The organism is Curtobacterium luteum, assembly GCF_014646995.1.
GTDB classification, from domain to species: domain Bacteria; phylum Actinomycetota; class Actinomycetes; order Actinomycetales; family Microbacteriaceae; genus Curtobacterium; species Curtobacterium luteum.
Map to the genome: position 1 here is coordinate 352,581 of NZ_BMOI01000001.1, position 23,600 is coordinate 376,180.

Here is a 23,600-nt window from a genome sequence, read left to right on the forward strand (position 1 = left end):
CACATGGCATCAGGAGGCAGCGCCATCCGCGGATCGCGCGTGGGCGCGGGCCCGATGGGCGAGCAGGACCGGGGGGTCCAGGCCGAGCGCGTGGCGATCTCGTACTGGGACGCCCTGGGCAACGAGGTCGTGCGGTACTTCGCCGCGGGCCTTCCCGAGGACGAGATCCCCGAGACGGTGGACTCGCCGTCGACCGGTCTGCCGGCCGGCCGCGACAAGGAGAACCCGCCCGTCGTCGCGAAGACCGAGCCGTACAAGACGCACCTCGCGTACGTGAAGGAGCGCCGCACCGAGGAAGAGGCAGCGCAGCTCCTCGAGGACGCGCTCCAGCAGCTCCGCGAGCGTCGCGGCACCGCCTCGAAGTAGGCACCACGCACGTCCGAAGGCCCCCGTACCGATCCGGTGCGGGGGCCTTCGTGTCTGCTCGTCGGCCCGCCGCGTGTTCGTTGGTCGCACGACATTCCGCGTGCCGTGCGCGTTGGTCGCACGACATGCCGTCAGACGCGCCGGCGAGCGACAGTTCCTGCGACCAGCACGAGGGGCGGGGCCGGCGTGTCGGGGCGGTCGCGACACCCCGTCTGGACGCCCTGTCCTGGTCACGAACGGTCGCTCACGCTCCGCCTGGCCGACGGTTCGCGACCGCTCGGCGAAGGGTCGCGGGGAGTCGTGACCGCCCGGCACGCACGGCGCCCGGCGCGCCGCGCCCGGCGCACCCCGTGAACGGCGGGAGGCGCGGTGCCAGCCGGCACCGCGCCTCCCGTCCGGGGTCCCGCGTCAGTACGTCGACGCGATGAGGTTCTCCGGGACGTCGCGCGCGGCGTCCTGGTCGACGAAGAAGACGGTGCGCTTCCGACCCTGGACGCCGCCGACGGGGACCTCGTCCACGGCGGCGCCGGCGAGGGCGAGTCCGAGCACGGACGCCTTCTCGGCGCCGGACAGGATCACCCAGACCCGCTGCGACGCATTGATCACCGGGTAGGTCAGCGTCAGGCGCTGCGGCGGCGGCTTGGGGGAGTCGTCGACCGGCAGCACGGCACGGTCGGTGACGGTGAGCTGCGGGAACTCCGGGAACAGCGACGCGGTGTGCCCGTCGGGGCCGACGCCGAGCAGCGTGATGTCGAACCGGGGCGCGGCGGCACCCTCGGGAGCGGCGTCCTGCAGTTCGCGCTCGTACTGCAGCGCGGCGTCCTCGATCGACAGGCCGGAGTCCGACGTCGCGATCGGGTGGATGTTCTCCGCCGGGATGTCGACGTGCTCGAAGAAGTCCGACTGCGTCCCGGTGTCGTTGCGGTCGGCGTCGCCGGCGGGCACCCAGCGCTCGTCGACCCACCACACGTGCACCTTCGACCAGTCGACGCTCTCACGAGCCTGCGACTGCCCGATCGCCGCGAGGACGAGGGTGGACACGGAACCGCCGCTGATGGCGATGTCCGCGCGCTCCTGCTCGTCGAGCACGTCGATGATCTTGGTGATGAAGCGTGCGGCGACCGACGCGCCGAGGGCCTGCTTGTCGGGGTGTACGAGCACCCGTCGTTCGTTGGTCACGTGACTCCCGTGTTCGAGGTCGGCAGGCCGGCGAGCGGACCGCCTTCGGTCCGACCGGTCCGCCCGTGGATGCGGACGGACCGGTCGAGTGGTGTGCTCAGCCGGCGATGGACTCGCGCAGCTGGGGCACCCCGTGCTTGACGACGTCTCCGAAGAGGACGTCCGGGTCGAGTCTACGGAGTTCCTCGGCCAGGCAGTCGCGCAGGTTCCGGCGCGGCAGCGACAGGTCGTGCGTGGGCTGCCCGGGCATCGAGAGCGTCGCGACGTCCACCAGGGAGCGCTCGAGCTCGATGGCGCCGGACTCGCGGACGAGCTTGACGCCGTGGATCCCGCTCGAGCCGGTCGCACGCGGCGACGTGACGACGGCCACGGGGACCTCGAGCTGCAGCTGCAGCCAGGCTGCCAGGAGGATCGTCGACGGGCTGTCGAACGCCCCGGAGACCTCCACCGCGGTGACCGGCTCGTACGGCGGCTGGTCGAGCGCCGCGGCGAGCTGGTTGCGCCAGAGCGTCAGACGCGTCCACGCGAAGTCGGTGTCACCCGGGACGTAGGACGCGCCGAGCGCCGCGATGGCCTCGTTCGGGTCCTTCTGCGCGGCGGCGTCCGTGATCCGGCGCTGGGCGATCCGGCCCAGGGCGGACTCGGACGGCTGCGCCGGAGCGGCATCCGGCCACCACGCCACGACCGGAGCGTCCGGCAGCAGGAGACCCGTGACGAGGCTCTCCTCGTCGGTGGCGGTCTCGCCGTACGCACGGAGGACGATGACCTCGCTCGCACCCGCGTCGCTGCCGACGCGGATCTGCGCGTCGAGACGGCCCGGGGACTTCGTGTCGCCCTCGTTCTTCGAGACGATGATGACGCGCATCGGGTGCTCGCGGGACGCCTCGTTCGCCGCGTTGATCGCCTCTTCCTCGTGGCCGAGGGCCGTCGAGATGATCAGCGTGAGGACGCGGCCGAGTGCGACCGCACCGCCCTCCTCGCGGATGTGGACGAGCTTCTTCTGGATCTTCGAGACCGTGGTGTTCGGCATGTCGATCTTCATGGACGCCTCCAGGTCCGGCCGTCGCGGGCGAGCAGGGCATCGGCGGACGCCGGGCCCCACGTGCCGGGACGGTACTGCTCGGGCTGACCCTGCTCCCGCCAGAACTCCTCGATCGGGTCGAGGATCTTCCAGGACAGCTCCACCTCCTGGTGACGGGGGAACAGGGGCGGGTCGCCGAGGAGCACGTCGAGGATGAGTCGCTCGTACGCCTCGGGTGAGGCCTCGGTGAACGCGTGCCCGTAGCCGAAGTCCATCGTCACGTCGCGCACCTGCGTACCGACGCCGGGCACCTTCGAACCGAAGCGGAGCGTGACGCCCTCGTCCGGCTGGACGCGGATCACGAGCGCGTTCTGGCCGAGCGGCGACTGGGGGATGCCGAACACGTCCTCCGGGACGCGCTTGAACACGATCGCGATCTCGGTGACGCGGCGGCCGAGGCGCTTGCCCGCACGCAGGTAGAACGGGACGCCCTGCCAGCGGCGGGTCGCGATGTCGAGCTTGATCGCGGCGTAGGTCTCGGTCGTGGACTCGGGGTTCATGCCCGCTTCCTCGAGGAACCCGAGCACCTTCTCGCCGCCCTGCCACCCGCCGGCGTACTGCCCGCGGGCGGTGGCCGTCGCCAGGTCGGCCGGGAGCCGGACCGCGGAGAGCACCTTCTCCTTCTCGGCACGGAGGTCCGCGGCCTTGAACGAGACCGGCTCCTCCATCGCGGTGAGCGCCAGGAGCTGCAGCAGGTGGTTCTGGATGACGTCGCGCGCCGCCCCGATGCCGTCGTAGTACGCGGCACGTCCGGCGACGCCGATGTCCTCCGCCATCGTGATCTGCACGTGGTCGACGTAGTTCGAGTTCCAGATGGGTTCGTACATCTGGTTCGCGAATCGGAGCGTCAGGAGGTTCTGGACGGTCTCCTTGCCGAGGTAGTGGTCGATGCGGAAGACGTCGTCGGGAGCGAAGACGCTCTCGACGATCGCGTTCAGCTCGCGTGCGGTGCGGAGGTCCGAGCCGAACGGCTTCTCGACCACGACGCGGCTCCAGGAGCCGTCGCACTTCTCGGTGAGCCCGGAGACCTTGAGCTGCTCGGTCACGACCGGGAACATCTTCGGCGGGATCGACAGGTAGAAGGCGTGGTTGCCGAGCGTGCCGCGCTCGGCGTCGAGCTCGTCGACGGTGCGCTTGAGCTCGAGGAACGCCTCGGGGTCGTCGAACGAGCCCTGCACGAAGCGGATGCCCTGTTCGAGCTGCTTCCAGACGGCCTCGTCGAAGGGGGTGCGGGAGTGGTCCCGGACCGCGTCGTGCACGAGTTGGGAGAAGTCCTGGTCCTCCCAGTCGCGCCGGGCGAACCCGACGAGCGCGAAGCCGGGCGGCAGCAGCCCCCGGTTCGCGAGGTCGTAGACCGCGGGCATCAGCTTCTTGCGCGACAGGTCACCCGTCACGCCGAAGATGATGAGGGTGCTGGGGCCCGCGATCCGGTTCAGACGTCGGTCGGTCGGCAACCGGAGCGGGTTGTGCTCCGGGGTGATCGCCACCGGTGACATGAGTCGGTGAACTCCTTACGAGTCAGAGGGAGACGGCGGCGCGCAACGCTGCGGTGGCAGCGGCGACGTCCGACGTCGTGAGGGTCAGGACCGGCCGGCCGTGCTGCGCGAGGACGCTCGCGTCGCCGGCGGCCTGGGCCTGGATGAGTCGGCCGAACGTGAAGGAGCGGCCCGGGATCGCCAGGTCCTCCGCCTCGTCGGCCACGATCTGCAGGAAGACGCCGTTCGCGGGTCCGCCCTTGTGGTACTGCCCGGTCGAGTGCAGGAAGCGCGGGCCGTAGCCGAACGTGACGGGTCGGCCGCTGCGCGCCGCGAAGGCGTCGCGGAGCGACTCGAGGTCGCGGTTCGCGGTGCGGTCCACGTACGCCTGCACGGCCAGGTAGCCGGTCGCGTCGAGTCCGGCCAGGAGGCCCGTCACGGCTTCCGCGATCGTCGTCCCGACCGCCAGACCGGCGGTCGCGCGGACGGCGGTGCCGCCCTCGGTGAAGGCCGGCTCCGTCGGCGCGGGGCCATCGTCGAGCAGCCCGCGTGCCGCGGCCTTGGCGGCCTCGACGTCGGGCTGGTCGAACGGGTTGATCCCGATGAGGCGCCCGGCGACGGCGACCGCGTACTCCCACACGAGGAACTGGCCACCGAGGGTGCCGTCGATCTCGACCTCGCCCTCGGCGACGTGCCGTTCGTCCTCGCGCGAACCGACGATGCGGACGATCTGCAGGTCGGCGAGACCCGCGGTGACCTCGGGGGAGTCCGGCGTCAGCACGACGGGCAGCAGCCCCTTGCCGTCCTTGCCGGTGCTCTCGGCGAGGAGCTGCTCGACCCAGTCGCCGAACCCGACGATGTGGGTGCCGTCCGGCACGATGCCGATCTTCGCCACGGCCGGGTCGAGCGTCGCGAGGGCGGCGCCGAGGACCAGCCCAGGGTTCTCGTCGGTGTCCACGGCGAGGAGCACCGAGATGGCGTCGGCCTCGTCGAGGAGTTCGTCGATGTCGGCGCCGGCGAGCCCGGACGGCACGAGGCCGAACGCGGTCAGGGCCGAGAACCGGCCACCGACGTCCGGGTCCGCGGTGAACACGCGGTACCCGGCGTCGTGTGCGAGGTCGTCGAGCGAGGAGCCCGGGTCGGTGACGACGACGATCCGTGACGCGGGGTCGATCCCCGCGTCACGGAACGCCTGCTCGTACACCCGTCGCTGCGAGTCGGTCTCCAGGGTGGAGCCGGACTTCGACGAGACCACGAGCACGGTGCGCTCGAGGTCGTGTCCCACCGCCGCCCGGACCTGGCCCGGGTCGGTCGAGTCGAGCACCGTCAGCGGGACGCCGTACGTCCGCGTGATCACCTCGGGCGCGAGCGAGGAGCCGCCCATGCCGGCGAGGACGACGTGGTCGACCCCGTCGGCGGCGAGCTGCTCGCGCAGCGCCGTGATCTCCGCGACGAGCGGACGGGAGACCGAGACGGCCTCCGTCCACCCGAGACGCTTCGACGCCTCCGACTCGGCGGCAGGGCCCCAGAGACCGGGGTCCTGCGCCGTGATGCCCGACGCCACCAGGTCGGCGACGAGCTGCGGGACCACCGTGTCGATGGCCCGTGCAGCCGCGCCGCTGGCGGCGATGGAGACGGTCACGCTACTTCGCGCCCTCGAGGGCGTTCTTCACGGTGTCGACGAGCTCGCCCCAGGAGACGTTGAACTTGTCCACGCCCTCCTTCTCGAGCAGCGCGACGACCTCGTCGTAGGAGATGCCCTGCGCGGCGACCTGGTCGAGGACCTCCTGCGCGGCGTCGTACGAGCCGGCGATGGCGTCGCCGTGGATCTCGCCGTGGTCGAACGTCGCGTCGAGCGTCTTGCCCGGCATGGTGTTCACGGTGTTCGGGGCGGCGAGCTCGGTCACGTAGAGCGTGTCGGGCAGCGACGGGTCCTTGACACCGGTCGAGGCCCACAGCGGACGCTGCGTGTTCGCACCGGACTCGAGGAGGCCGAGGGCGCGTTCGGTGGCGAACGCCTCGGTCCAGACCTGGTACGCGAGCTGTGCGTTGGCGATGCCGGCCTTCGACTTGAGGGCCTTGGCCTCGTCGGTGCCGACGGCGTCGAGGCGCTTGTCGATCTCGGAGTCGACGCGGGACACGAAGAACGAGGCGACCGAGTGGATCTTCGAGAGGTCGTGGCCGGCGGCCTTGGCCTTCTCGAGCCCGCCGAGGTACGCGTCGATGACGGCACGGTAGCGCTCGAGCGAGAAGATCAGGGTCACGTTGACCGAGATGCCGGCGGCGATGACCTCGGTGATGGCCTCGAGGCCCTCGACGGTCGCCGGGATCTTGATGAGGACGTTCTCCTTGCCGACCTTGTCGAACAGGAACTTGGCCTGCTCGATGGTCTTCTGGGTCTCGTGCGCGAGGCCCGGCTCGACCTCGATCGAGACACGGCCGTCGAAGCCCTTGGTCTCGTCGTAGATCGGCTTGAAGACGTCGGACGCGTTGGCGACGTCCTGCGTGGTGATCTCGAAGATCGCGTCGGTGACGTCGGTGCCCGCGGCGGCGAGCTCCTTGACCTGGGCGTCGTAGCGCTCGCCCTTGGCGAGGGCGGACGCGAAGATCGTCGGGTTCGTGGTGACGCCGACGACGTTCTTCTCGGCGATGAGCTGCTCGAGCTTGCCGGTCTCGAGGAGCTCGCGCGAGAGGTCGTCGAGCCAGATGCTGACGCCGACCTCGGAGAGGGCGGCGGTGGGGGTGGTCTCAGCCATGTGTTGTTCTTCTTCCTTCGTCGGCCGTCTGGCCGTGGTCGTGGGGACCGGGGGCGCGTGGCGGGGCCGAGCCGCGCCTCCCGGCAGCAGGGCCGGATCCGGGTGACCGGACCCCGGCCCTGGTGGGTCAGGAGGCTGCGATGCTTTCCTTCGCGGCCGCGACGACGTGCTCCGTCGTGAAGCCGAACTCCTGGAAGAGCGTCTGGTAGTCGGCCGAGGCACCGAAGTGCTCGATCGACACGCTGCGGCCCTTGTCGCCGACGATGTCGCGCCAGCTCATGGCGATGCCCGCCTCGACGGACACGCGGGCGGTGACGTCCTTCGGGAGCACCTGGTCGCGGTAGTTCTCCGACTGCTCGAAGAACCACTCGAGGGACGGCGCGCTCACGACGCGGGCGTTGATGCCCTCGCCCTTGAGCTGCTCGCGCGCCTCGACGGCGATCTGGACCTCGGAGCCGGTCGCGATGAGGATCACGTCCGGGGTGCCGTTCGGCGCCTCGGCGAGGATGTACGCGCCCTTGCCGACGTTCTTGGCCGACGCGAAGGTCTCACCCGAGGCCTCGCCCTCGCCACGCTCGAAGACGGGGAGGTTCTGACGGCTCAGCGCGATGCCGGCCGGGCGGTCCTTGTGCTTGAGCATCTCGAGCCACGCGTAGGCGACCTCGTTGGCGTCGGCCGGACGGACGACGTCGAGACCCGGGATCGCGCGGAGGGCGGTGAGCTGCTCGATCGGCTGGTGCGTCGGGCCGTCCTCGCCGAGGGCGACCGAGTCGTGCGTCCAGACGTAGATCGCCGGCGCCTTCATGAGCGCGGCGAGACGGACCGCCGGGCGCATGTAGTCGCTGAAGATGAGGAAGGTGCCGCCGAAGGGGCGGGTGTTCCCGTGCAGGACGATGCCGGAGAGGATCGAACCCATCGCGTGCTCGCGGATGCCGAAGTGCAGCACGCGGCCGTACGGGTCGGTGCTCCAGGTCTTCGTCGAGGCCTCGGCCGGGCCGAAGGACTTGGCGCCCTCGATCGTGGTGAGGTTCGACTCGGCCAGGTCGGCCGAACCGCCCCAGAACTCGGGCATGAGCGGCGCGATGGCGTTGATGACCTTGCCGGACGCGGCACGGGTCGAGACGGCCTTCTCGGTCGGGAAGACCGGGAGCGCCTCCTCGAGGCCCTCGGGGAGCTCGCCGGCGTTGATGCGGTCGAGCATCGCCTTCTTCTCCGGGTTGGCCGAAGCCCACGCGTCGAAGGTCTTCTGCCACTCGGCGTGCTCCGCCTGGCCCTTGGCGACGGCGCCGCGGGTGTACTCGAGCACCTCGGGGTCGACGTGGAAGGTCTGCTCGGGGTCGAAGCCGAGGACCTCCTTGAGGCCCTTGAGCTCTTCGCCGCCGAGGGCGGAGCCGTGGATCTTGCCGGAGTTCTGCTTGGTCGGCGACGGCCAGCCGATGATCGTCTTGAGGACGATGAGCGACGGCTTCGTCGTCTCCGCCTTGGCGGCCTCGACGGCGCGGTACAGCTCCTCGACGTCCTCGGAGTACTCGCCGGTCTTCTTCCAGTCGACGTGCTGGACGTGCCAGCCGAGCGCCTCGTAGCGGGCTGCGACGTCCTCGGAGAACGCGATGTCGGTGTCGTCCTCGATCGAGATCTGGTTCGAGTCGTAGAAGACGACCAGGCGGCCGAGCTGCTGGCGACCGGCGAGGCTCGCGGCCTCGTTCGTCACGCCCTCCTGCATGTCGCCGTCACCGGCGATCACGTAGGTGAAGTGGTCGAAGGGGGACTCGCCGTCGGCGGTCTCCGGGTCGAACAGACCGCGCTCGAAGCGCTGCGCGTAGCCGAAGCCCACGGCGGACGCGAGACCCTGGCCGAGCGGGCCGGTCGTGATCTCGACGCCGTCGGTGTGGCCGTACTCCGGGTGACCCGGGGTCTTCGAGCCCCACTTGCGGAGGTGCTGGAGGTCCTCGAGCTCGAGACCGTAGCCGTGCAGGTAGAACTGCACGTACTGGAGGATCGAGGCGTGGCCCGCGGAGAGGATGAAGCGGTCGCGGCCGATCCAGGTGGAGTCGCTGGGGTCGCGACGCATCACCTTCTGGAAGAGCAGGTGGGCGACCGGCGCGAGGCTCATCGCGGTGCCGGGGTGACCGTTGCCGGCGGCCTCGACCGAGTCGGCGGCGAGTACGCGGGCCGTGTCGACGGCCTTCCTGTCGATGGCGTCCCAGGTGAATTCAGCCACTTGGATGTTGACCCTTCTTGAATGCGACATGTGCGAGGGCTCGTGCCATCGCACGGACATGATCGCCATCCCGGGGGCCGGGGTTCGGGTCGCCGTCTGCTGGCGGCCGACCGGCTCGTCGTGACCGACGTCTTCGGGGCACGCACTGCGGGAGGGCGACTCCAGCATAGTGACCATGCACTCAGTGAGGGTTCAGGTGACACGTTCTGTTCACCGTGTGCGGACGCGGGGTGCAGCGCTCCAACGCCGACCGTCCGGACGGCCCGGGCGTGTCAGCGTCGTCGGTCCGTCGCGGTCACACGGTCCGGGCGGGCACGGCCACGCGTGGCGGGGGAGTGCTCGTCCGACCGTCGATCGGTCCGGATGGCGGGGCGGGGCATCGTCGCGGCGCCTCGATGGCCTAAACTGACGGAGGCCCGTGGTCATTCCGGGTCGACGCACGCCCGGACGACGACGGAGCCGTCCACCGAGTGTGCGAGCTGACGCGAAACAGACTGAGGTTCCCTTGCCCACTGCCACCGTGACCCGGCCGGACACCGATCGACCCCGATCGACGCTCTCGCGCAAGGTCCGGGCGTACGTCTCCCTGACGAAGCCCAGGGTCATGGAGTTGCTGCTGGTCACGACGGCGCCGACGATGTTCCTCGCCGCGCGGGGCGTCCCGGACCTCTGGCTCGTGTTCTGGACGATGCTCGGCGGTGCGATGTCGGCGGGCTCCGCGTCGGCGTTCAACTGCTACATCGACCGCGACATCGACCGGCTCATGAAGCGCACGAGCACGCGGCCGCTCGTGACCGGCGAGCTCTCCGACCGTGAGGCCCTGGTGTTCTCGTGGACGCTCGGCATCGTGTCGACGGTCGTCCTCGTCGTCTTCGTGAACTGGCTCGCCGCGGCGCTCAGCGTCATCGCGATCCTGATCTACGTCTGCGTCTACACACTCTGGCTCAAGCGGCGCACCCCGCAGAACATCGTCTGGGGTGGATCCGCCGGCTGCATGCCGGTGCTGATCGGCTGGGCCGGTGTCACCGGGTCGCTGAGCTGGGCGCCGATCATCCTGTTCATGGTGATCTTCCTCTGGACGCCGCCGCACTACTGGCCGCTCTCGATGAAGTACCGCGACGACTACGACGCCGCCGAGGTCCCGATGCTCGCGGTCGTGCGCGGCCGCACGGTCGTCGGCCTGCAGGTCGTCCTCTACGCCTGGGCGACGCTGGTGTGCTCGCTCCTGCTGATCCCGGTCGCCCACATGGGGCCGCTGTACACGGTCGTGGCACTGGCGGGTGGCATCTGGTTCGTCGTCGAGTCGCACCGGCTGTACTCGCGGGCGATCCAGCACGTCGAGCAGGTGCACCCGATGCGCGTGTTCCGCAGCTCGATCACGTACCTGACCCTGCTCTTCATCGCGGTGGGCATCGACCCGCTGCTGCCGCAGGTCTTCACCTTCTAGGGAGGGTCGCGACCGGTCCCGACGAGCCCGTCGGTGCCGGTCCCGACGTTCGCGACGCGGCCGCTGTCGACGAGCCCGTCGGTGCCGCTGTCGAACGACGGTGCCGCTGTCGAACGACAGCGGCCCCGTCGTTCGTTGCGCACGCGGGATGCGCGGCCGCGCAAGCGACGACATTTCTGTCGTCGGACGACGACGATGACGTCGCTCCACGACGGCGACCTGGAGGCGCGGGGCGGGCCGGCACCGTGCCTCCCGTCCGGTTGGCGGTCGCGACCAGACCACGGAACGCGCGCGTTCCGACGATCCGCGCGTCGATGACGTGGTGCGTCGTCGAACCGGGCGTGCGGGGGACCACGGAGTGCGCGGGGAACGACGGAGCGCGCGTCGATCGACGCGCGCTTCGTCGTTCCGGGACGCCGGTCAGGCGTCCAGCGGCTCGCGGACGGCGCCGCGACCGGCGCTCCCGCGGGTGGAGAGCACGACGGCCGTGGTCGCTGCGACGAGGAGGCCGGCGAGCACCATGTGCGTGCCGACGAGTCCGACCGGGAGGCCAGTCCGGGCCTGCGTCAGGCCGACCGCGATCTGGACGAACTCGACGACGAGGAGCGCCAGCGCCCACCGGCTCGAGAGTCGCAGCCGGACCGCACCGACGACCAGAACGAGGGTCAGGGCGAAGAGGACGTAGGCGGGGACGGCGTGGACGTGCTCCATGACGGCGGGGTCGAACCCGGTGCGGTGCAGTCGTCCGCCGTCGACGGCCTCGTCGGCGCCGGCGTGCGGGCCGCTCCCGGTGGTGAGGATGCCCACGAGGACGGTGACCACGACGGCCGCGACCGTGCCGCGGACGACGTTCGTGTACCACGCGGGGACGAGTCGGACCGCGGTGCGGGGCCCGTTCATCGCGCGGTACACGAGCGCGGCCGTGACCGAGGTCAGTGCGGCCGAGACCACGAAGTGCAGTCCGACGACGAACGGGTTGAGGTTCGTCCAGACGCTGACGCCGCCGATCACGGCCTGCACCGGGATCGCCGCACCCTGGGCGAAGGCGAGCCAGAACAGCTCGGGACGGGTGCGTCGCATCCGCACGACGGCGAGGAACGTGGCGATCGCGACGACGACCAGCACGAAGGTGAGCAGCCGGTTGCCGAACTCGATGACGCCGTGGATGCCCATCTCCGGCGTGGAGACGAGGGAGTCCGACGTGCACGTCGGCCAGGTCGGGCAGCCGAGGCCGGACGCCGTGAGCCGGACGAGCCCGCCGGTGCCGATGAGGACGACCTCCACGACGAACGACGCCCACGCCAGCCAGATCACGCGGACGTCGACCGCGCGGGGGAGGGACCACCACCGGGTGCGGACGTCCTGCTCGACGGGGGATCCGACGCGAGTCACGAGGGTGGTGCCTTCCTGTTGTTCCGTGCACCGAACCTGTAGGATTCGAGGGTTCAGCGGCAGTCAAGTCTAGGCAGGCGCCGGCTCCGAATGGGCCGAGATCGTCACTACGGCCCGCCACCGCGTGGAACCATTGGCGTTGCGAGGCAGCAGCACCCTGGCCGACCGTGTCGGTGGTCCGGGGTGGAATGGCGTCCAGCTGCGCCGGGTTGGTCCCGGTGACGCTGCCGCGAGAAGGAAACGAGGAGACCATGTCCGACGTGCTCATCGACCGTCCCGAGCTCGAAGGGCTCGGCCAATACGAGTTCGGCTGGTCCGACTCCGACTCGGCCGGCGCCTCCGCGCGCCGTGGCATCTCGGAGGAGGTCGTGACCGACATCTCGAACCTCAAGGGCGAGCCCGAGTGGATGCTCAAGAACCGCCTCAAGGGCCTGCAGCTGTTCGGCCGCAAGCCGATGCCGACGTGGGGTGCCGACCTGACCGGCATCGACTTCGACAACATCAAGTACTTCGTGCGCTCCACCGAGAAGCAGGCACAGTCGTGGGAAGACCTCCCCGAGGACATCCGCGCCACCTACGAGAAGCTCGGTATCCCCGAGGCCGAGCGCCAGCGCCTCGTCGCCGGCGTCGCCGCGCAGTACGAGTCCGAGGTCGTCTACCACCAGATCCGTGAAGACCTCGAGCAGCAGGGTGTCATCTTCATGGACACCGACACCGCGCTCCGCGAGCACCCCGAGATCTTCGAGGAGTACTTCGGCACCGTGATCCCGGCCGGCGACAACAAGTTCGCCGCGCTGAACACGGCCGTGTGGTCGGGCGGCTCGTTCGTCTACGTCCCGAAGGGCGTGCACGTCGAGATCCCCCTCCAGGCGTACTTCCGCATCAACACCGAGAACATGGGGCAGTTCGAGCGGACGCTGATCATCGCGGACGAGGACTCCTACGTCCACTACATCGAGGGCTGCACTGCGCCGATCTACAAGTCGGACTCCCTGCACTCGGCCGTCGTCGAGATCATCGTGAAGAAGAACGCCCGCGTGCGCTACACGACGATCCAGAACTGGTCGAACAACGTCTACAACCTCGTGACCAAGCGTGCGATCGCGCACGAGGGCGCCACGATGGAGTGGATCGACGGCAACATCGGCTCCAAGGTGACGATGAAGTACCCGTCGATCTACCTCGCGGGCGAGCACGCCAAGGGCGAGACGCTGTCGGTCGCCTTCGCCGGTCCCGGTCAGCACCAGGACGCCGGCGCGAAGATGATCCACATGGCGCCGTACACGACGTCCTCGATCGTCTCAAAGTCGATCGCCCGCGGCGGCGGTCGTGCCGGGTACCGCGGCGAGGTCCGTGTCGACCCGAACGCGCACCACGCGGCGAACACCGTCCGGTGCGACGCGCTGCTCGTCGACACGATCAGCCGGTCGGACACCTACCCGGCGATCGACATCCGCGTCGACGACGTGCAGCTTGGCCACGAGGCCACAGTCTCCCGCGTGAGCGAGGAGCAGCTGTTCTACCTCATGTCCCGCGGTCTGCCCGAGGACGAGGCGATGGCGATGATCGTCCGCGGCTTCATCGAGCCGATCGCCCGCGAGCTCCCGATGGAGTACGCACTCGAACTCAACAAGCTCATCGAGATGAGCATGGAAGGATCCGTCGGCTAGATGTCCAGCACCACCGAACAGCCCAGCGCCGCCGCGACCGGCGGCACCGAGCAGCACGGCGCTCGTGCGCACTCCGACGGCGGGTGGGACGCGGCAGAGAAGAAGGTCCCCGTCCAGACCCGGTCGGAGCGCTTCCAGTCGGCCGACCTCGACGCCTTCCCGGCGGTCACCGGTCGTGAGGTCAACTGGAAGTTCGCGCCGCTCGCGAAGCTCCAGCCGCTGCTCGACGGCGGACTCGACGGTTCGCCGTACCCGTACCTCGCGCGGCAGTCCGACGGCGCCGACGTCGAGTGGGTCCGCAGCGACGACCCGCGCGTCGGTTCGGCCGGGCTCCCCGAGGACCGCGCATCCGCCGCCGCCTGGACGGCGCGCGACGCGGTGCTCGCGGTCACGGTCACGGCCACCGAGCAGCACGAGTTCATCACCATCACGCGCTCGGACTTCGGCACGCAGCCCCGCGCGGCGCACACGGTCATCACGGCCGAGCCGAACGCGCAGGGCATCGTCGTCATCGACAACCGCGGCAAGGCCCTCCTGAGCGAGAACATCGAGATCGTCGTCGGCGACAACGCCCGACTCACGGTGGTCAGCCTGCAGGACTGGGACGACGAGGCGGTGCACGTCTCGACGCACTTCTCCGAGGTCGGCCGCGACGCCTTCCTCAAGCACGTCGTGGTGTCCCTCGGCGGCGACGTCATCCGCGTGAACCCCTCGACGCACCTCGGCGCGCAGGGTGCCGACACCGAGATGTACGGCGTCTACTTCGCGGACGCCGGGCAGTACATCGAGCAGCAGGTCTACGTGAACCACGACGCGCCGAACACGCGCGGACGGGTCAACTACAAGGGGGCGCTGCAGGGCGAGGGTGCGCACACCGTGTGGATCGGCGACGTGCTCATCGGCCGCCCGGCCGACGGCACCGACTCGTACGAGCAGAACCGCAACCTGGTCCTGACCGACGGCACGCGCGCGGACAGCATCCCGAACCTCGAGATCGAGACGGGCAACATCGAGGGCGCCGGTCACGCCAGCGCCACCGGTCGCTTCGACGACGAGCAGCTGTTCTACCTGCAGGCTCGGGGCATCCCGGAAGAAGAAGCACGGCGCCTCGTCGTGCTCGGCTTCCTGGTCGAGGTCATCCAGAAGATCGGTGCGCCCGAACTCGAGGAGCGGCTCATCGCCGCCGTCGAGGAGGAGCTGGCCGCTGGTCGCTCGGTCATCGCCGAGGCGGACCCCGAGACCGCGCAGGCAGACGCCTGATGGCCGAGAAGGTCTGCGCCGAGGCCGACATCGCGGTGGACAGCCCGATGCGGGTCGTCGTCGACGGCACCGCCGTCGCGATCGTGAAGGACTCCGCGGGCGTCGTGCACGCCATCGGGGACACCTGCACCCACGGCGACATCTCGCTTGCCGAGGGGTTCGTCGAGGGCGATGCCCTCGAGTGCTGGGCGCACGGGTCGAAGTTCTCGCTGACCACCGGCAAGCCGCAGAACTTCCCCGCGTACGAGCCCGTGCCGGTCTTCCGGGTCGAGGTCCGTGACGGCGACGTCTACGTCGACGTGCACGACCCGGTCCCCGTCGACTGACCCCGCCGTCCCGGGCCGGATCGGCCCCCACCACGTCCCGCGGCTGACGCCGCGCACCAGCTGCAACCGAAGGAACGCAATGTCCACTCTCGAAATCCGTGACCTCCAGGTCTCGATCGACACCGATCAGGGCACGAAGGAGATCCTCAAGGGCGTCGACCTCACCATCAACGAGGGCGAGATCCACGCGATCATGGGGCCGAACGGCTCCGGCAAGTCCACGCTCGCGTACACGATCGCCGGGCACCCGCGCTACAACGTCGACGGCGGCTCCATCACGCTCGACGGCGAGGACGTCCTCACGATGAGCGTCGACGAGCGCGCCCGCGCCGGCATGTTCCTCGCCATGCAGTACCCGGTGGAGATCCCCGGTGTGACGGTGTCGAACTTCCTCCGCACGGCGAAGACCGCCATCGACGGTGAGGCCCCCGCGCTCCGTGGCTGGGTGAAGGACCTCCGCCAGTCGATGGCCGACCTCAAGATGGACTCGGCGTTCGCGGAGCGCAACGTCAACGAGGGCTTCTCCGGCGGCGAGAAGAAGCGCCACGAGATCATGCAGCTCGAACTCCTCAAGCCGAAGTTCGCCGTGCTCGACGAGACCGACTCCGGCCTCGACGTCGACGCACTGAAGATCGTGTCCGAGGGTGTGAACCGCGCGAAGGGTGCGACCGGCCTCGGCGTGCTGCTCATCACGCACTACACGCGCATCCTCCGCTACATCAAGCCGGACTTCGTGCACGTGTTCGTCGCCGGCAAGGTGGCGGAGCAGGGCGGCCCCGAGCTCGCCGAGCGCCTCGAGAACGAGGGCTACGACCGGTACGTCCAGGCCGCAGCGGCGGGCAACTGATGATCACCGCACTCTCCCCGGAGAAGTTCGACGAGGTCGTCGAGGGCCTCAAGGAGGTCCAGGACCCGGAGCTCGGCGTGAACATCGTCGACCTCGGGCTGATCTACGACCTCGCGATGGACGACGAGGCGAACGCGCTCGTCATCAGCATGACGCTGACGAGTGCGGGCTGCCCGCTCACGGACGTCATCGAGGGTGACACCGCGAACGCGCTCGACGGGATCGTCGACGCCTTCCGGATCAACTGGGTCTGGATGCCGCCGTGGGGCCCGGAGCGGATCACGGACGACGGGCGCGAGATGATGCGTGCGCTCGGCTTCTCGATCTAGTCGCGACCACACCTGACGGGAGGCGCGGTGCCAGTGGGCACCGCGCCTCCCGTCGCTCATGTGGTCGCGCTGGTCGTCGCGACACGCCCGGCGGGGTTCGCCGTGGTCGCACGAGCTGTCGCTTCCGCGGTGCGCTGGCGACGCTTTGTGCGACCTCGGCGTCACGCGTGCGGCATGTCGTGCCTCCTCGGTGTCCGCACCCGGGCGTGTCGTGCGGCTCGTGCGTGTCGTGCGGCTGGTACCCGCGACGACGACACGCCCGGCGGAGTTCGCCGTGGTCGCGCGAGCTGTCGCTTCCGCGGTGCGCTGGCGACACTTCGTGCGACCTCGGCGTCACGCGTGCGGCATGTCGTGCGACCTCGGCGTCACGCTTGCGGCATGTCGTGCGACCTCGGCGTCCGCACTCGGGCGTGTCGCGCACCCGTCCGCCGGACAGCACAACGGCCGGGGTCCCAGCACCCTGGGACCCCGGCCGCTGCCGAGCGGTGCGCGGCGCTCAGCGCCGGCCGACGGCCTTCCACGCCAGCGGCAGCACGCCCGCCGCGATGAGCGCCTTGGCGACACCGCCGAGGACGAACGGGTACAGCCCGGCAGCGAGCACCGACTGCAGGTCGTTCGGCGCGCCGAGCTGGCCGAGCGCGACCGCGAGCCACGGCAGCCCCGTCACGAACGGGATCGCGCTCGCGAGCAGCATCGCCACCGAGGCCCGGCCGACGTGGCGGTCCCAGTTCCGACGGGCGAACCAGCCGACGAGCCCGGCCGCGGGGATGAAGCCGATCACGTAGCCGAAGCTCGGCGACGTCAGGGCAGCGAACCCGCCCGAGAACCCGGCGAAGAACGGCGCACCCGCGAGGCCGGCGACCGCGTAGACGAGGAGGGGGAGCATGCCGCGCCGGGCGCCGAGCGTGGCGCCGACGAGCACGACCGCGAGGGTCTGGCCGGTGATCGGCACGGGCCACATCGGGACCTCGACCTGGGCCATCGCTGCGGTGAACAGGGCACCGCCGGCGACGAGGGCGGCGTCGGTGGCCAGGCCGTGGGAACGAAGACGGTCGGCGAGCACTGCGCGGCGAGCGAACCCGGTGGCGTTCGTCATGGATTCTCCTAGAATGGACTGCTGGTCCCGTTCTGAGACCATCGGTCCCGTCAGCGTAGCGGTGCGCCTCCCGCACACGTCGTTGTGCAAAACCACCAACTGATTGGACGTCCACTGTGCTTGCCGTGCACGATCTCGAGATCCGCGTCGGGGCCCGCCTCCTCATGGAGAACGTCTCCTTCCGTGTCGAGAAGGGCGACAAGATCGGGCTGGTCGGGCGCAACGGTGCCGGAAAGACCACGATGACGAAGGCGCTGGCGGGGGAGACGCAGCCGACCGCGGGCAAGATCGAACGCGGCGGCGAGATCGGGTACCTCCCGCAGGACCCCCGCTCCGGCAACCCGGAGGACACCGCGCGGAAGCGCATCCTCGATGCTCGGGGTCTCGGCGAGCTCGTCGAGGGCATCCGGCTCGCGACCCTCGACATGGCGAGCGACGACCCGGCCGTGGCCGAGAAGGCGATGCGCCGGTACAGCAGACTCGACGACCAGTTCAACGCGCTCGGGGGCTACGCGGCCGAGGCCGAGGCAGCGTCGATCGCGTCGAACCTCAAGCTGCCGGACCGCATCCTCGACCAGCAGCTGAAGACCCTGTCCGGTGGTCAGCGTCGGCGCATCGAGCTCGCGCGCATCCTGTTCTCGGACGCCGAGACGATGATCCTCGACGAGCCGACGAACCACCTCGACGCCGACTCGATCGTCTGGTTGCGCGAGCACCTGAAGAGCTACCCGGGCGGTGTGATCGTCATCTCCCACGACGTCGAGCTCGTCGACGAGGTCGTGAACCGTGTGTTCTACCTCGACGCGAACCGGCAGTCGATCGACGTCTACAACATGGGCTGGAAGCTGTACCAGCGCCAGCGGGCCGCCGACGAGGAACGTCGCCGCAAGGAGCGCGCGAACGCCGAGAAGAAGGCCGCGACCCTCAAGGACCAGGCAGCGCGCTTCGGTGCGAAGGCGACGAAGGCAGCGGCGGCCCACCAGATGGTCGCCCGAGCCGAGAAGCTCCTGGCCGGCCTCGAGGACGAGCGTGCCGTCGACCGCGTCGCGAAGCTGCGGTTCCCCACCCCGACGCCGTGCGGCCGCACGCCGCTCATGGCCGAGGGGCTGTCCAAGTCGTACGGTTCGCTCGAGATCTTCGCGGGGGTCGACCTCGCGATCGACCGCGGCTCGCGGGTCGTCATCCTCGGCTTCAACGGTGCGGGCAAGACGACGCTGCTCCGCATCCTCGCGGGCGCCGACCGGCCGGACACCGGCGAGATCCTCCCCGGCCACGGGCTGCGGATCGGCTACTACGCGCAGGAGCACGAGAACATCGACGTCAACCGCACCGTGATCGAGAACATGGTGTCGGCGTCGAACGACCTCAACGAGACCGAGGCCCGACGTGTGCTCGGCTCCTTCCTCTTCACCGGCGACGACGGCTACAAGAAGGCCGGCGTCCTCTCGGGTGGCGAGAAGACGCGGCTGTCGCTCGCGATGATCGTCGTGTCCGGAGCGAACGTGCTGCTCCTCGACGAGCCGACGAACAACCTCGACCCGGCCTCGCGTGAGGAGATCCTCGGCGCCCTCGCGGGCTACGAGGGTGCGGTCGTGCTCGTGTCGCACGACGCGGGAGCGGTGGAGGCCCTCAACCCGGAGCGTGTCCTGCTGCTGCCGGACGGTACCGAGGACCACTGGAACAAGGAGTACGCGGAGCTCATCGAGCTCGCCTGACCGGCGGGCGCGCGGCGCGCGCGATCGGACGGGAGGCCCGTGGCGACACCGCCACGCGCCTCCCGTCCGTGACAGGTCGCGTTCAGCGACCGACGTTCAGCAACTCGTCCTCGACCTCGGCGTCGGACTTCGGCTTCGCGTCCCGGCGTCGACGACGCTCCTCGGCTCGCTCGCGTTCCTCGGGGTCGTCCTGGTTCAGGTTGCGGTACTCCTGCACCATCACGTACGCGAGGAACCCGAAGCCGCCGGCCGCGAAGAGGAACCACTGGATGAAGTAGCTGAGGTGCAGACCGGTGTCGGCCGACGGGCGCTCCCAGCCGAGCGGTGGGGTCTGCGTCGGCGCCGGGTCCTCAGAGGCGAGCTGGCCGTACGCGCCGGTCCAGATCGGCATGTCGATCTTGTCGCGGACGTCGGACAACGTGACCGACTGCACCTGGTCGGTGTGCGATGGGTCGGAGCGGCCGGGGATGCGCGGTTCGCTCTGCTGGAGGCGCACGACGACCGTGACCTCGCCGCTCGGGGGCGCCGGGACGTGGTCGGGCGCGTCCTGCCGGTTGCCGGTCGGGACCCATCCGCGGTCGACGACGAACGCACGGCCGTCCGCGGTGACGAGCGGGGTGAGGACCTCGAACCCGGGCTGTCCGTTGTGCACGCGGTTGCGGACGAGCAGCTGGGCGTCGGTGTCGTAGCGGCCGGTGGCTGTGACACGGAGCCAGGTCTGGTCGGCGTCCCAGCTCGAAGCCCGGGGGAGTGCCTGGTCGAGCGGCACCGGTGTGTGGTCGTAGTTCTGGGCGATCTGCTCGTTCTGGCGGACGGCCTCGTTGCGGCGGTCCCACTGCCACATGCCGAACAGGGCGCAGACGATCGCGAAGGCGACGGCGATCGCGAAGTAGCCGAGCCAGCGACGGCTGCGGACGAAGCGCCAGCCGACGAACGGTTCACCGGGCCGGTGCTCGGGCGCGGCCGTCGTGCTGCGCTGCATCTTCGCCGCGTGACGCCGGCCGTACCGGGAGCTCGGGTCGAAGCCGTCGCTCATCGCTCGGTGCCGGTGGCGCGCACCCCGACGTCGTTCTTCGGCCCGGCGTTCGGGTCACGGAGGTCGTCGAGCCGGTCGACGTCCTCGAGCATGCCCGTCACGCGGACGGGGAACGAGCGGGAACGGAGGTAGTCGGCGAGGAAGTCGCGGTGTTCGTCGCACGCCGCCCAGATCTTCACCCGGTCGGTCGCGTGGATGCGCGGGTTCCGCCAGTTGACGCGCCACTCGGCGGTCTGGGTGCACCCGGCCCGTGAGCACACGGGAGTCGACCCCGGCTCGGTGAAGAGGTCGAAGGTCGCCCCCATCAGCGTCGTCCGCCGGTCTTCGGGGGCCAGACGTTGGTGTGGTCGCCGTTGCGCTGCCACTCGTCCTGCGCGTGCTGGGCAGCGTCGCGGAGCCGGTCCTGCTCGTCGCGGTACGCCTGGGCACGAGCGGCCTCTTGCTCCTCGCGCATGCGGACGTCCGCGGCGTCGTAGAGCTGCACGGCCCCGGCCGGTGCGACGACGTCGTTCTCGGCGCGGTTGCCGGCGTTCGCGAGGATGACTGCCACCCACGGGATGACGCCCGCGAGGACGATCGGGATGACCACGAGCCAGGTGTGCCACGCGGTCCACATGAGCACCGCCGCAACGAAGCAGATCACTCGGACGGCCATCTGCCAGACGTACCGTGAGAGCCGGTGCGCACGGTCCAGTTCCGGCGACTCGGGGAGGGCCGTGATGCTGTGCGTGGTCTTCATTCGGATGTCCATCGTCTCCTGGGACAACCCTAAGCCCGGAGCGGACATTCCGGTTCCGCCGCGCGCGGGCCGAGTGCGCGGAACGGCTCGGGTACGCTCGTCCGGGCGTGTCCACCGGCCATCCGTCCGACGCGCCCGGCGTGTCCGGCGGGGAACCGCTCGGCACCCCGACCGACACACCTCGAACGGAGCGACCATGAGCACCCCCCGTACCGTCCTCGTCACCGGCGGCAACCGCAGCATCGGACACGCCCTGGCGGCGCGCTTCGTCGCCGAGGGGCACCGCGTCGCCGTCACCTCCCGGAGCGGCACGGGCGGCCCCGAGGGTGCGCTCACCGTGCAGGCGGACATCACCGACACCGCCTCGGTCGACGCGGCGTTCTCGCAGGTCGAAGCCGAGCTCGGCCCGGTCGAGGTCCTGGTCGCGAACGCGGGCATCACGAACGACCAGCTCCTGCTCCGCATGACGGAGGAGGACTTCACGAGCGTCGTCGACACGAACCTGACGGGCACGTTCCGGGTGGTGAAGCGCGCCACGAAGGGCATGATGAAGGCGAAGTTCGGCCGCATCGTGCTCATGGGCAGCGTCGTCGGCACCTACGGGCAGGTCGGCCAGGTCAACTACGCCTCGTCGAAGGCCGCGCTCATCGGCATGGCGCGCTCGATCACGCGGGAACTCGGATCGCGTGGCATCACCGCGAACGTCGTGACGCCCGGGTTCATCCAGACGGACATGACGGCGTCGCTGCCGGACGAGCTCGTCGCCGAGTTCAAGAAGCAGATCCCGGCGTCGCGCTACGGCACGGTGGACGACGTCGCCGACGCCACGCTCTTCCTCGCGGGCGACGGTGCCGGGTACATCTCCGGCGCGGTCATCCCCGTCGACGGCGGCCTCGGGATGGGGCACTAGCCGGGGAGGCCGGTCGGCGCCGTCAGCCCGTCGGGACCTGACCGGCCCGCAGCATCGCCCGCTCGAGCAGCTCGAGGTCGATGCCGACGTGCCGTCTGGCCAGTTCGCCCGCCTCGGCCGCGCGGTGTGCGCACACCGCCTCGACGAGCGCCTCGTGTTCCCGCAGCGCTCGGACCTCCATCTCCGCCATGCCCTCGGTGGTTCCCCAGAGGTGTGCCGGCGCAGCGATCGACACCTGTGACTCGAGTCCGGCCAACGCGTCCGCGAGCACGTCGTTGCCTGCCGCGTCGATCACCGTGCGGTGCAGGACGGCGTCGGCCTGTTGCTTCTCGTGGCCCGACGTGGCCGCGCGGAAGTCGTCGAGGCGTGCCCGGACGAGGGTCGCCTGTTCCGGCGTGATGCGCTCGGCAGCCGCGGTCGCGAGCGCGCCGTGCAGCAGCGCGATCGCGTCGGTGGTCTCGCGGATGCCGTCCCACCGCGCGAGGAGCGTGCGTCCGACCGCGTCCGACGACGAGTCGGGCCACTGTGTCCGGACGAAGGTGCCGCCGCCGCGACCACGGCGAGTCTCGAGCAGGCCCCGGTCCACGAGCCGCGCGAGGGCGGCGCGCACGGTGACCCGGCCGACGCCGAGGAGCCCGGCGAGCTCACGCTCCGGGGGCAGGCGGGACGCCGGCAGGTACTCGCCGACGGCGACCGCGGTCACCAGACGGTCCTCGACCTCGTCGACCCGGCTCTCCACCATCCGCTCCGCCACAAGACCGACCCCTCGTTCGTTTCGTCCACGTTAAAGGACCCGAAAAGGTCTTGCACGAGACCTTTGCGCGGGCCATGCTTCCGTCATGTCCCGCATCACCGAAGGCACGATGCCGTTCCAGGACGGTCACACCTGGTACCGCATCACCGAACCCGACCGGCCCACGCCCGGTGCGCTGCCCCTCGTCGTCCTGCACGGCGGACCCGGCATGGCCCACGACTACCTCCGCAACCTCGCCGCGATCGCCGACGAGACCGGCCGGACCGTGGTCCACCACGACCAGTTCGGGTGCGGCCGCAGCTCGCACCGCCCGGACGCACCCGCGTCGACGTGGACGCCGCAGCTCTTCGTCGACGAGTACGACGCGCTCGTCGCCCACCTCGACCTCGGCGACCACCACGTCCTCGGACAGTCGTGGGGCGGCATGCTCGGTGCCGAGATCGCGGTGCGGCAGCCGGAGCACCTGCGGAGTCTCGCGATCTGCAACTCGCCGGCGTCGATGCAGCTGTGGGTGGACGGCGCCGCCGAGCTCCGCGCCCAGCTGCCGGCAGACGTCCAGGACGCGCTGACCCGGCACGAGACCGCCGGGTCCGTCGAGGATCCCGAGTACCTCGCGGCGACGCGGGTGTTCTACGAGCGCCACGTCTGCCGGGTCGTCCCGATGCCGTCCGACTTCGTCGACTCCGAGGCCCAGATGGAGTCCGAGCCGACGGTCTACCACACGATGAACGGGCCGAACGAGTTCCACGTCATCGGCACGATGCGGGACTGGACGATCGTCGACCGGCTGGACGCCGTCGCCGTGCCGACTCTCGTCGTCGCCGGCGAGCACGACGAAGCGACCCCGGCGACCTGGCAGCCGTTCGTCGAGCGGATCGCAGACGTCCAGCAGCACGTCTTCCCCGGTGCGAGCCACTGCTCCCACCTGGAGCAGCCCGAGGCGTTCCGTCGCGTCGTCGCGACGTTCCTCGCGGCGCACGACGACACGGCCGACTGAGCAG

Annotated in this window: 22 protein-coding genes; 10 read left to right on the forward strand and 12 right to left on the reverse strand. The window is 70.2% G+C overall.

What is annotated here, in order from left to right; genetic code table 11:
* Positions 1-3: 3 nt before the first annotated feature.
* Positions 4-366, forward strand: a complete 363-nt coding sequence (locus IEY20_RS01495; protein WP_175329185.1) for an RNA polymerase-binding protein RbpA — start codon at positions 4-6, stop codon at positions 364-366.
* 408 nt (positions 367-774) lie between these two features.
* Here the strand turns inward: IEY20_RS01495 and pgl are convergent, their stop codons facing one another.
* From pgl to tkt, 6 genes are all read right to left on the reverse strand, one after another.
* On the reverse strand, positions 775-1,545 hold the full coding sequence (gene pgl, locus IEY20_RS01500; protein WP_031272339.1) for a 6-phosphogluconolactonase: 771 nt from the start codon (positions 1,543-1,545) through the stop codon (positions 775-777).
* A gap of 97 nt (positions 1,546-1,642) precedes the next feature.
* A complete protein-coding gene (locus tag IEY20_RS01505) occupies positions 1,643-2,587 on the reverse strand; it encodes a glucose-6-phosphate dehydrogenase assembly protein OpcA (RefSeq protein ID WP_022902306.1) in 945 nt (314 codons plus the stop codon).
* Positions 2,584-4,122, reverse strand: coding sequence for a glucose-6-phosphate dehydrogenase (gene zwf / locus IEY20_RS01510; RefSeq protein WP_022902305.1), 1,539 nt, complete (start codon positions 4,120-4,122; stop codon positions 2,584-2,586). The genes IEY20_RS01505 and zwf overlap by 4 nt, the downstream gene beginning before the upstream one ends.
* A gap of 22 nt (positions 4,123-4,144) precedes the next feature.
* Positions 4,145-5,743 carry a phosphoglucose isomerase-related protein gene (locus IEY20_RS01515; RefSeq protein WP_022902304.1) on the reverse strand — a complete coding sequence of 533 codons (1,599 nt, stop codon included), beginning with the start codon at positions 5,741-5,743 and terminating at the stop codon, positions 4,145-4,147.
* 1 nt (position 5,744) lies between these two features.
* Positions 5,745-6,857 (reverse strand): transaldolase, encoded by a 1,113-nt coding sequence (gene tal, locus IEY20_RS01520; RefSeq protein WP_175329186.1) that lies wholly within the window; start codon positions 6,855-6,857, stop codon positions 5,745-5,747.
* 127 nt (positions 6,858-6,984) lie between these two features.
* Positions 6,985-9,078 carry a transketolase gene (tkt, locus tag IEY20_RS01525; protein WP_175329187.1) on the reverse strand — a complete coding sequence of 698 codons (2,094 nt, stop codon included), beginning with the start codon at positions 9,076-9,078 and terminating at the stop codon, positions 6,985-6,987.
* 520 nt (positions 9,079-9,598) lie between these two features.
* Between tkt and IEY20_RS01530 the strand changes: the two genes are divergently transcribed.
* The gene (locus tag IEY20_RS01530; RefSeq protein WP_175329367.1) at positions 9,599-10,525 is read left to right on the forward strand and encodes a heme o synthase; all 927 of its coding nucleotides are present in this window, start codon (positions 9,599-9,601) and stop codon (positions 10,523-10,525) included.
* A gap of 420 nt (positions 10,526-10,945) precedes the next feature.
* Here the strand turns inward: IEY20_RS01530 and IEY20_RS01535 are convergent, their stop codons facing one another.
* The gene (locus tag IEY20_RS01535; protein ID WP_175329188.1) at positions 10,946-11,917 is read right to left on the reverse strand and encodes a COX15/CtaA family protein; all 972 of its coding nucleotides are present in this window, start codon (positions 11,915-11,917) and stop codon (positions 10,946-10,948) included.
* 251 nt (positions 11,918-12,168) lie between these two features.
* Here IEY20_RS01535 and sufB point away from each other — a divergent pair, with 251 nt between their 5' ends.
* From sufB to IEY20_RS01560, 5 genes are all read left to right on the forward strand, one after another.
* Complete coding sequence (gene sufB, locus IEY20_RS01540) at positions 12,169-13,587, forward strand: Fe-S cluster assembly protein SufB (protein ID WP_022902337.1); 1,419 nt, start codon at positions 12,169-12,171, stop codon at positions 13,585-13,587.
* Entirely contained in the window at positions 13,588-14,847 is a 1,260-nt protein-coding gene (gene sufD, locus IEY20_RS01545) for a Fe-S cluster assembly protein SufD (protein ID WP_175329189.1), read from the forward strand.
* Positions 14,847-15,173 carry a non-heme iron oxygenase ferredoxin subunit gene (locus IEY20_RS01550; RefSeq protein WP_372378814.1) on the forward strand — a complete coding sequence of 109 codons (327 nt, stop codon included), beginning with the start codon at positions 14,847-14,849 and terminating at the stop codon, positions 15,171-15,173. The genes sufD and IEY20_RS01550 overlap by 1 nt, the downstream gene beginning before the upstream one ends.
* Before the next feature lie 79 nt (positions 15,174-15,252).
* Complete coding sequence (gene sufC, locus IEY20_RS01555; protein WP_175329190.1) at positions 15,253-16,020, forward strand: Fe-S cluster assembly ATPase SufC; 768 nt, start codon at positions 15,253-15,255, stop codon at positions 16,018-16,020.
* Positions 16,020-16,349, forward strand: a complete 330-nt coding sequence (locus tag IEY20_RS01560; protein WP_022902786.1) for a metal-sulfur cluster assembly factor — start codon at positions 16,020-16,022, stop codon at positions 16,347-16,349. Before sufC ends, IEY20_RS01560 begins: the two co-directional genes overlap by 1 nt.
* Positions 16,350-16,845: 496 nt before the next feature.
* Here IEY20_RS01560 and IEY20_RS01565 read toward each other — a convergent pair whose 3' ends face one another.
* Positions 16,846-17,445, reverse strand: a complete 600-nt coding sequence (locus IEY20_RS01565; RefSeq protein ID WP_175329191.1) for a biotin transporter BioY — start codon at positions 17,443-17,445, stop codon at positions 16,846-16,848.
* A gap of 116 nt (positions 17,446-17,561) precedes the next feature.
* Between IEY20_RS01565 and IEY20_RS01570 the strand changes: the two genes are divergently transcribed.
* Positions 17,562-19,160: an ABC-F family ATP-binding cassette domain-containing protein gene (locus IEY20_RS01570; RefSeq protein WP_175329192.1), complete on the forward strand. Its 1,599-nt coding sequence runs from the start codon at positions 17,562-17,564 to the stop codon at positions 19,158-19,160.
* Between the two features lie 82 nt (positions 19,161-19,242).
* On the opposite strand, the gene IEY20_RS01575 is transcribed toward IEY20_RS01570, so the two are convergent.
* From IEY20_RS01575 to IEY20_RS01585, 3 genes are read right to left on the reverse strand one after another with little or no spacing between them, the layout of a single operon-like run.
* Positions 19,243-20,196: an SURF1 family cytochrome oxidase biogenesis protein gene (locus IEY20_RS01575; RefSeq protein ID WP_175329193.1), complete on the reverse strand. Its 954-nt coding sequence runs from the start codon at positions 20,194-20,196 to the stop codon at positions 19,243-19,245.
* Positions 20,193-20,501 (reverse strand): hypothetical protein, encoded by a 309-nt coding sequence (locus IEY20_RS01580; protein ID WP_083881989.1) that lies wholly within the window; start codon positions 20,499-20,501, stop codon positions 20,193-20,195. The genes IEY20_RS01575 and IEY20_RS01580 overlap by 4 nt, the downstream gene beginning before the upstream one ends.
* Positions 20,501-20,935: a DUF3099 domain-containing protein gene (locus IEY20_RS01585; protein WP_175329195.1), complete on the reverse strand. Its 435-nt coding sequence runs from the start codon at positions 20,933-20,935 to the stop codon at positions 20,501-20,503. The genes IEY20_RS01580 and IEY20_RS01585 overlap by 1 nt, the downstream gene beginning before the upstream one ends.
* Positions 20,936-21,131: 196 nt before the next feature.
* Here IEY20_RS01585 and fabG point away from each other — a divergent pair, with 196 nt between their 5' ends.
* Positions 21,132-21,845, forward strand: coding sequence for a 3-oxoacyl-ACP reductase FabG (gene fabG / locus IEY20_RS01590; protein WP_175329196.1), 714 nt, complete (start codon positions 21,132-21,134; stop codon positions 21,843-21,845).
* 22 nt (positions 21,846-21,867) lie between these two features.
* Here fabG and IEY20_RS01595 read toward each other — a convergent pair whose 3' ends face one another.
* Positions 21,868-22,587 carry a FadR/GntR family transcriptional regulator gene (locus IEY20_RS01595; RefSeq protein WP_175329197.1) on the reverse strand — a complete coding sequence of 240 codons (720 nt, stop codon included), beginning with the start codon at positions 22,585-22,587 and terminating at the stop codon, positions 21,868-21,870.
* A gap of 97 nt (positions 22,588-22,684) precedes the next feature.
* Here IEY20_RS01595 and IEY20_RS01600 point away from each other — a divergent pair, with 97 nt between their 5' ends.
* On the forward strand, positions 22,685-23,596 hold the full coding sequence (locus tag IEY20_RS01600; RefSeq protein WP_022905182.1) for a proline iminopeptidase-family hydrolase: 912 nt from the start codon (positions 22,685-22,687) through the stop codon (positions 23,594-23,596).
* Positions 23,597-23,600 lie beyond the last annotated feature (4 nt).

What these genes read in the sequence shown, in the direction of transcription:
- IEY20_RS01495 (WP_175329185.1), top strand. Translation starts at nt 4, where the DNA reads ATGGCATCAGGAGGCAGCGCCATCCGCGGATCGCGCGTGGGCGCGGGC.
- IEY20_RS01505 (WP_022902306.1), bottom strand. Translation starts at nt 2,587, where the DNA reads ATGAAGATCGACATGCCGAACACCACGGTCTCGAAGATCCAGAAGAAG.
- zwf (WP_022902305.1), bottom strand. Translation starts at nt 4,122, where the DNA reads ATGTCACCGGTGGCGATCACCCCGGAGCACAACCCGCTCCGGTTGCCG.
- tal (WP_175329186.1), bottom strand. Translation starts at nt 6,857, where the DNA reads ATGGCTGAGACCACCCCCACCGCCGCCCTCTCCGAGGTCGGCGTCAGC.
- sufB (WP_022902337.1), top strand. Translation starts at nt 12,169, where the DNA reads ATGTCCGACGTGCTCATCGACCGTCCCGAGCTCGAAGGGCTCGGCCAA.
- sufD (WP_175329189.1), top strand. Translation starts at nt 13,588, where the DNA reads ATGTCCAGCACCACCGAACAGCCCAGCGCCGCCGCGACCGGCGGCACC.
- IEY20_RS01550 (WP_372378814.1), top strand. Translation starts at nt 14,847, where the DNA reads ATGGCCGAGAAGGTCTGCGCCGAGGCCGACATCGCGGTGGACAGCCCG.
- sufC (WP_175329190.1), top strand. Translation starts at nt 15,253, where the DNA reads ATGTCCACTCTCGAAATCCGTGACCTCCAGGTCTCGATCGACACCGAT.
- IEY20_RS01560 (WP_022902786.1), top strand. Translation starts at nt 16,020, where the DNA reads ATGATCACCGCACTCTCCCCGGAGAAGTTCGACGAGGTCGTCGAGGGC.
- IEY20_RS01565 (WP_175329191.1), bottom strand. Translation starts at nt 17,445, where the DNA reads ATGACGAACGCCACCGGGTTCGCTCGCCGCGCAGTGCTCGCCGACCGT.
- IEY20_RS01575 (WP_175329193.1), bottom strand. Translation starts at nt 20,196, where the DNA reads ATGAGCGACGGCTTCGACCCGAGCTCCCGGTACGGCCGGCGTCACGCG.
- IEY20_RS01580 (WP_083881989.1), bottom strand. Translation starts at nt 20,501, where the DNA reads ATGGGGGCGACCTTCGACCTCTTCACCGAGCCGGGGTCGACTCCCGTG.
- IEY20_RS01585 (WP_175329195.1), bottom strand. Translation starts at nt 20,935, where the DNA reads ATGAAGACCACGCACAGCATCACGGCCCTCCCCGAGTCGCCGGAACTG.
- fabG (WP_175329196.1), top strand. Translation starts at nt 21,132, where the DNA reads ATGAGCACCCCCCGTACCGTCCTCGTCACCGGCGGCAACCGCAGCATC.
- IEY20_RS01595 (WP_175329197.1), bottom strand. Translation starts at nt 22,587, where the DNA reads ATGGTGGAGAGCCGGGTCGACGAGGTCGAGGACCGTCTGGTGACCGCG.
- IEY20_RS01600 (WP_022905182.1), top strand. Translation starts at nt 22,685, where the DNA reads ATGTCCCGCATCACCGAAGGCACGATGCCGTTCCAGGACGGTCACACC.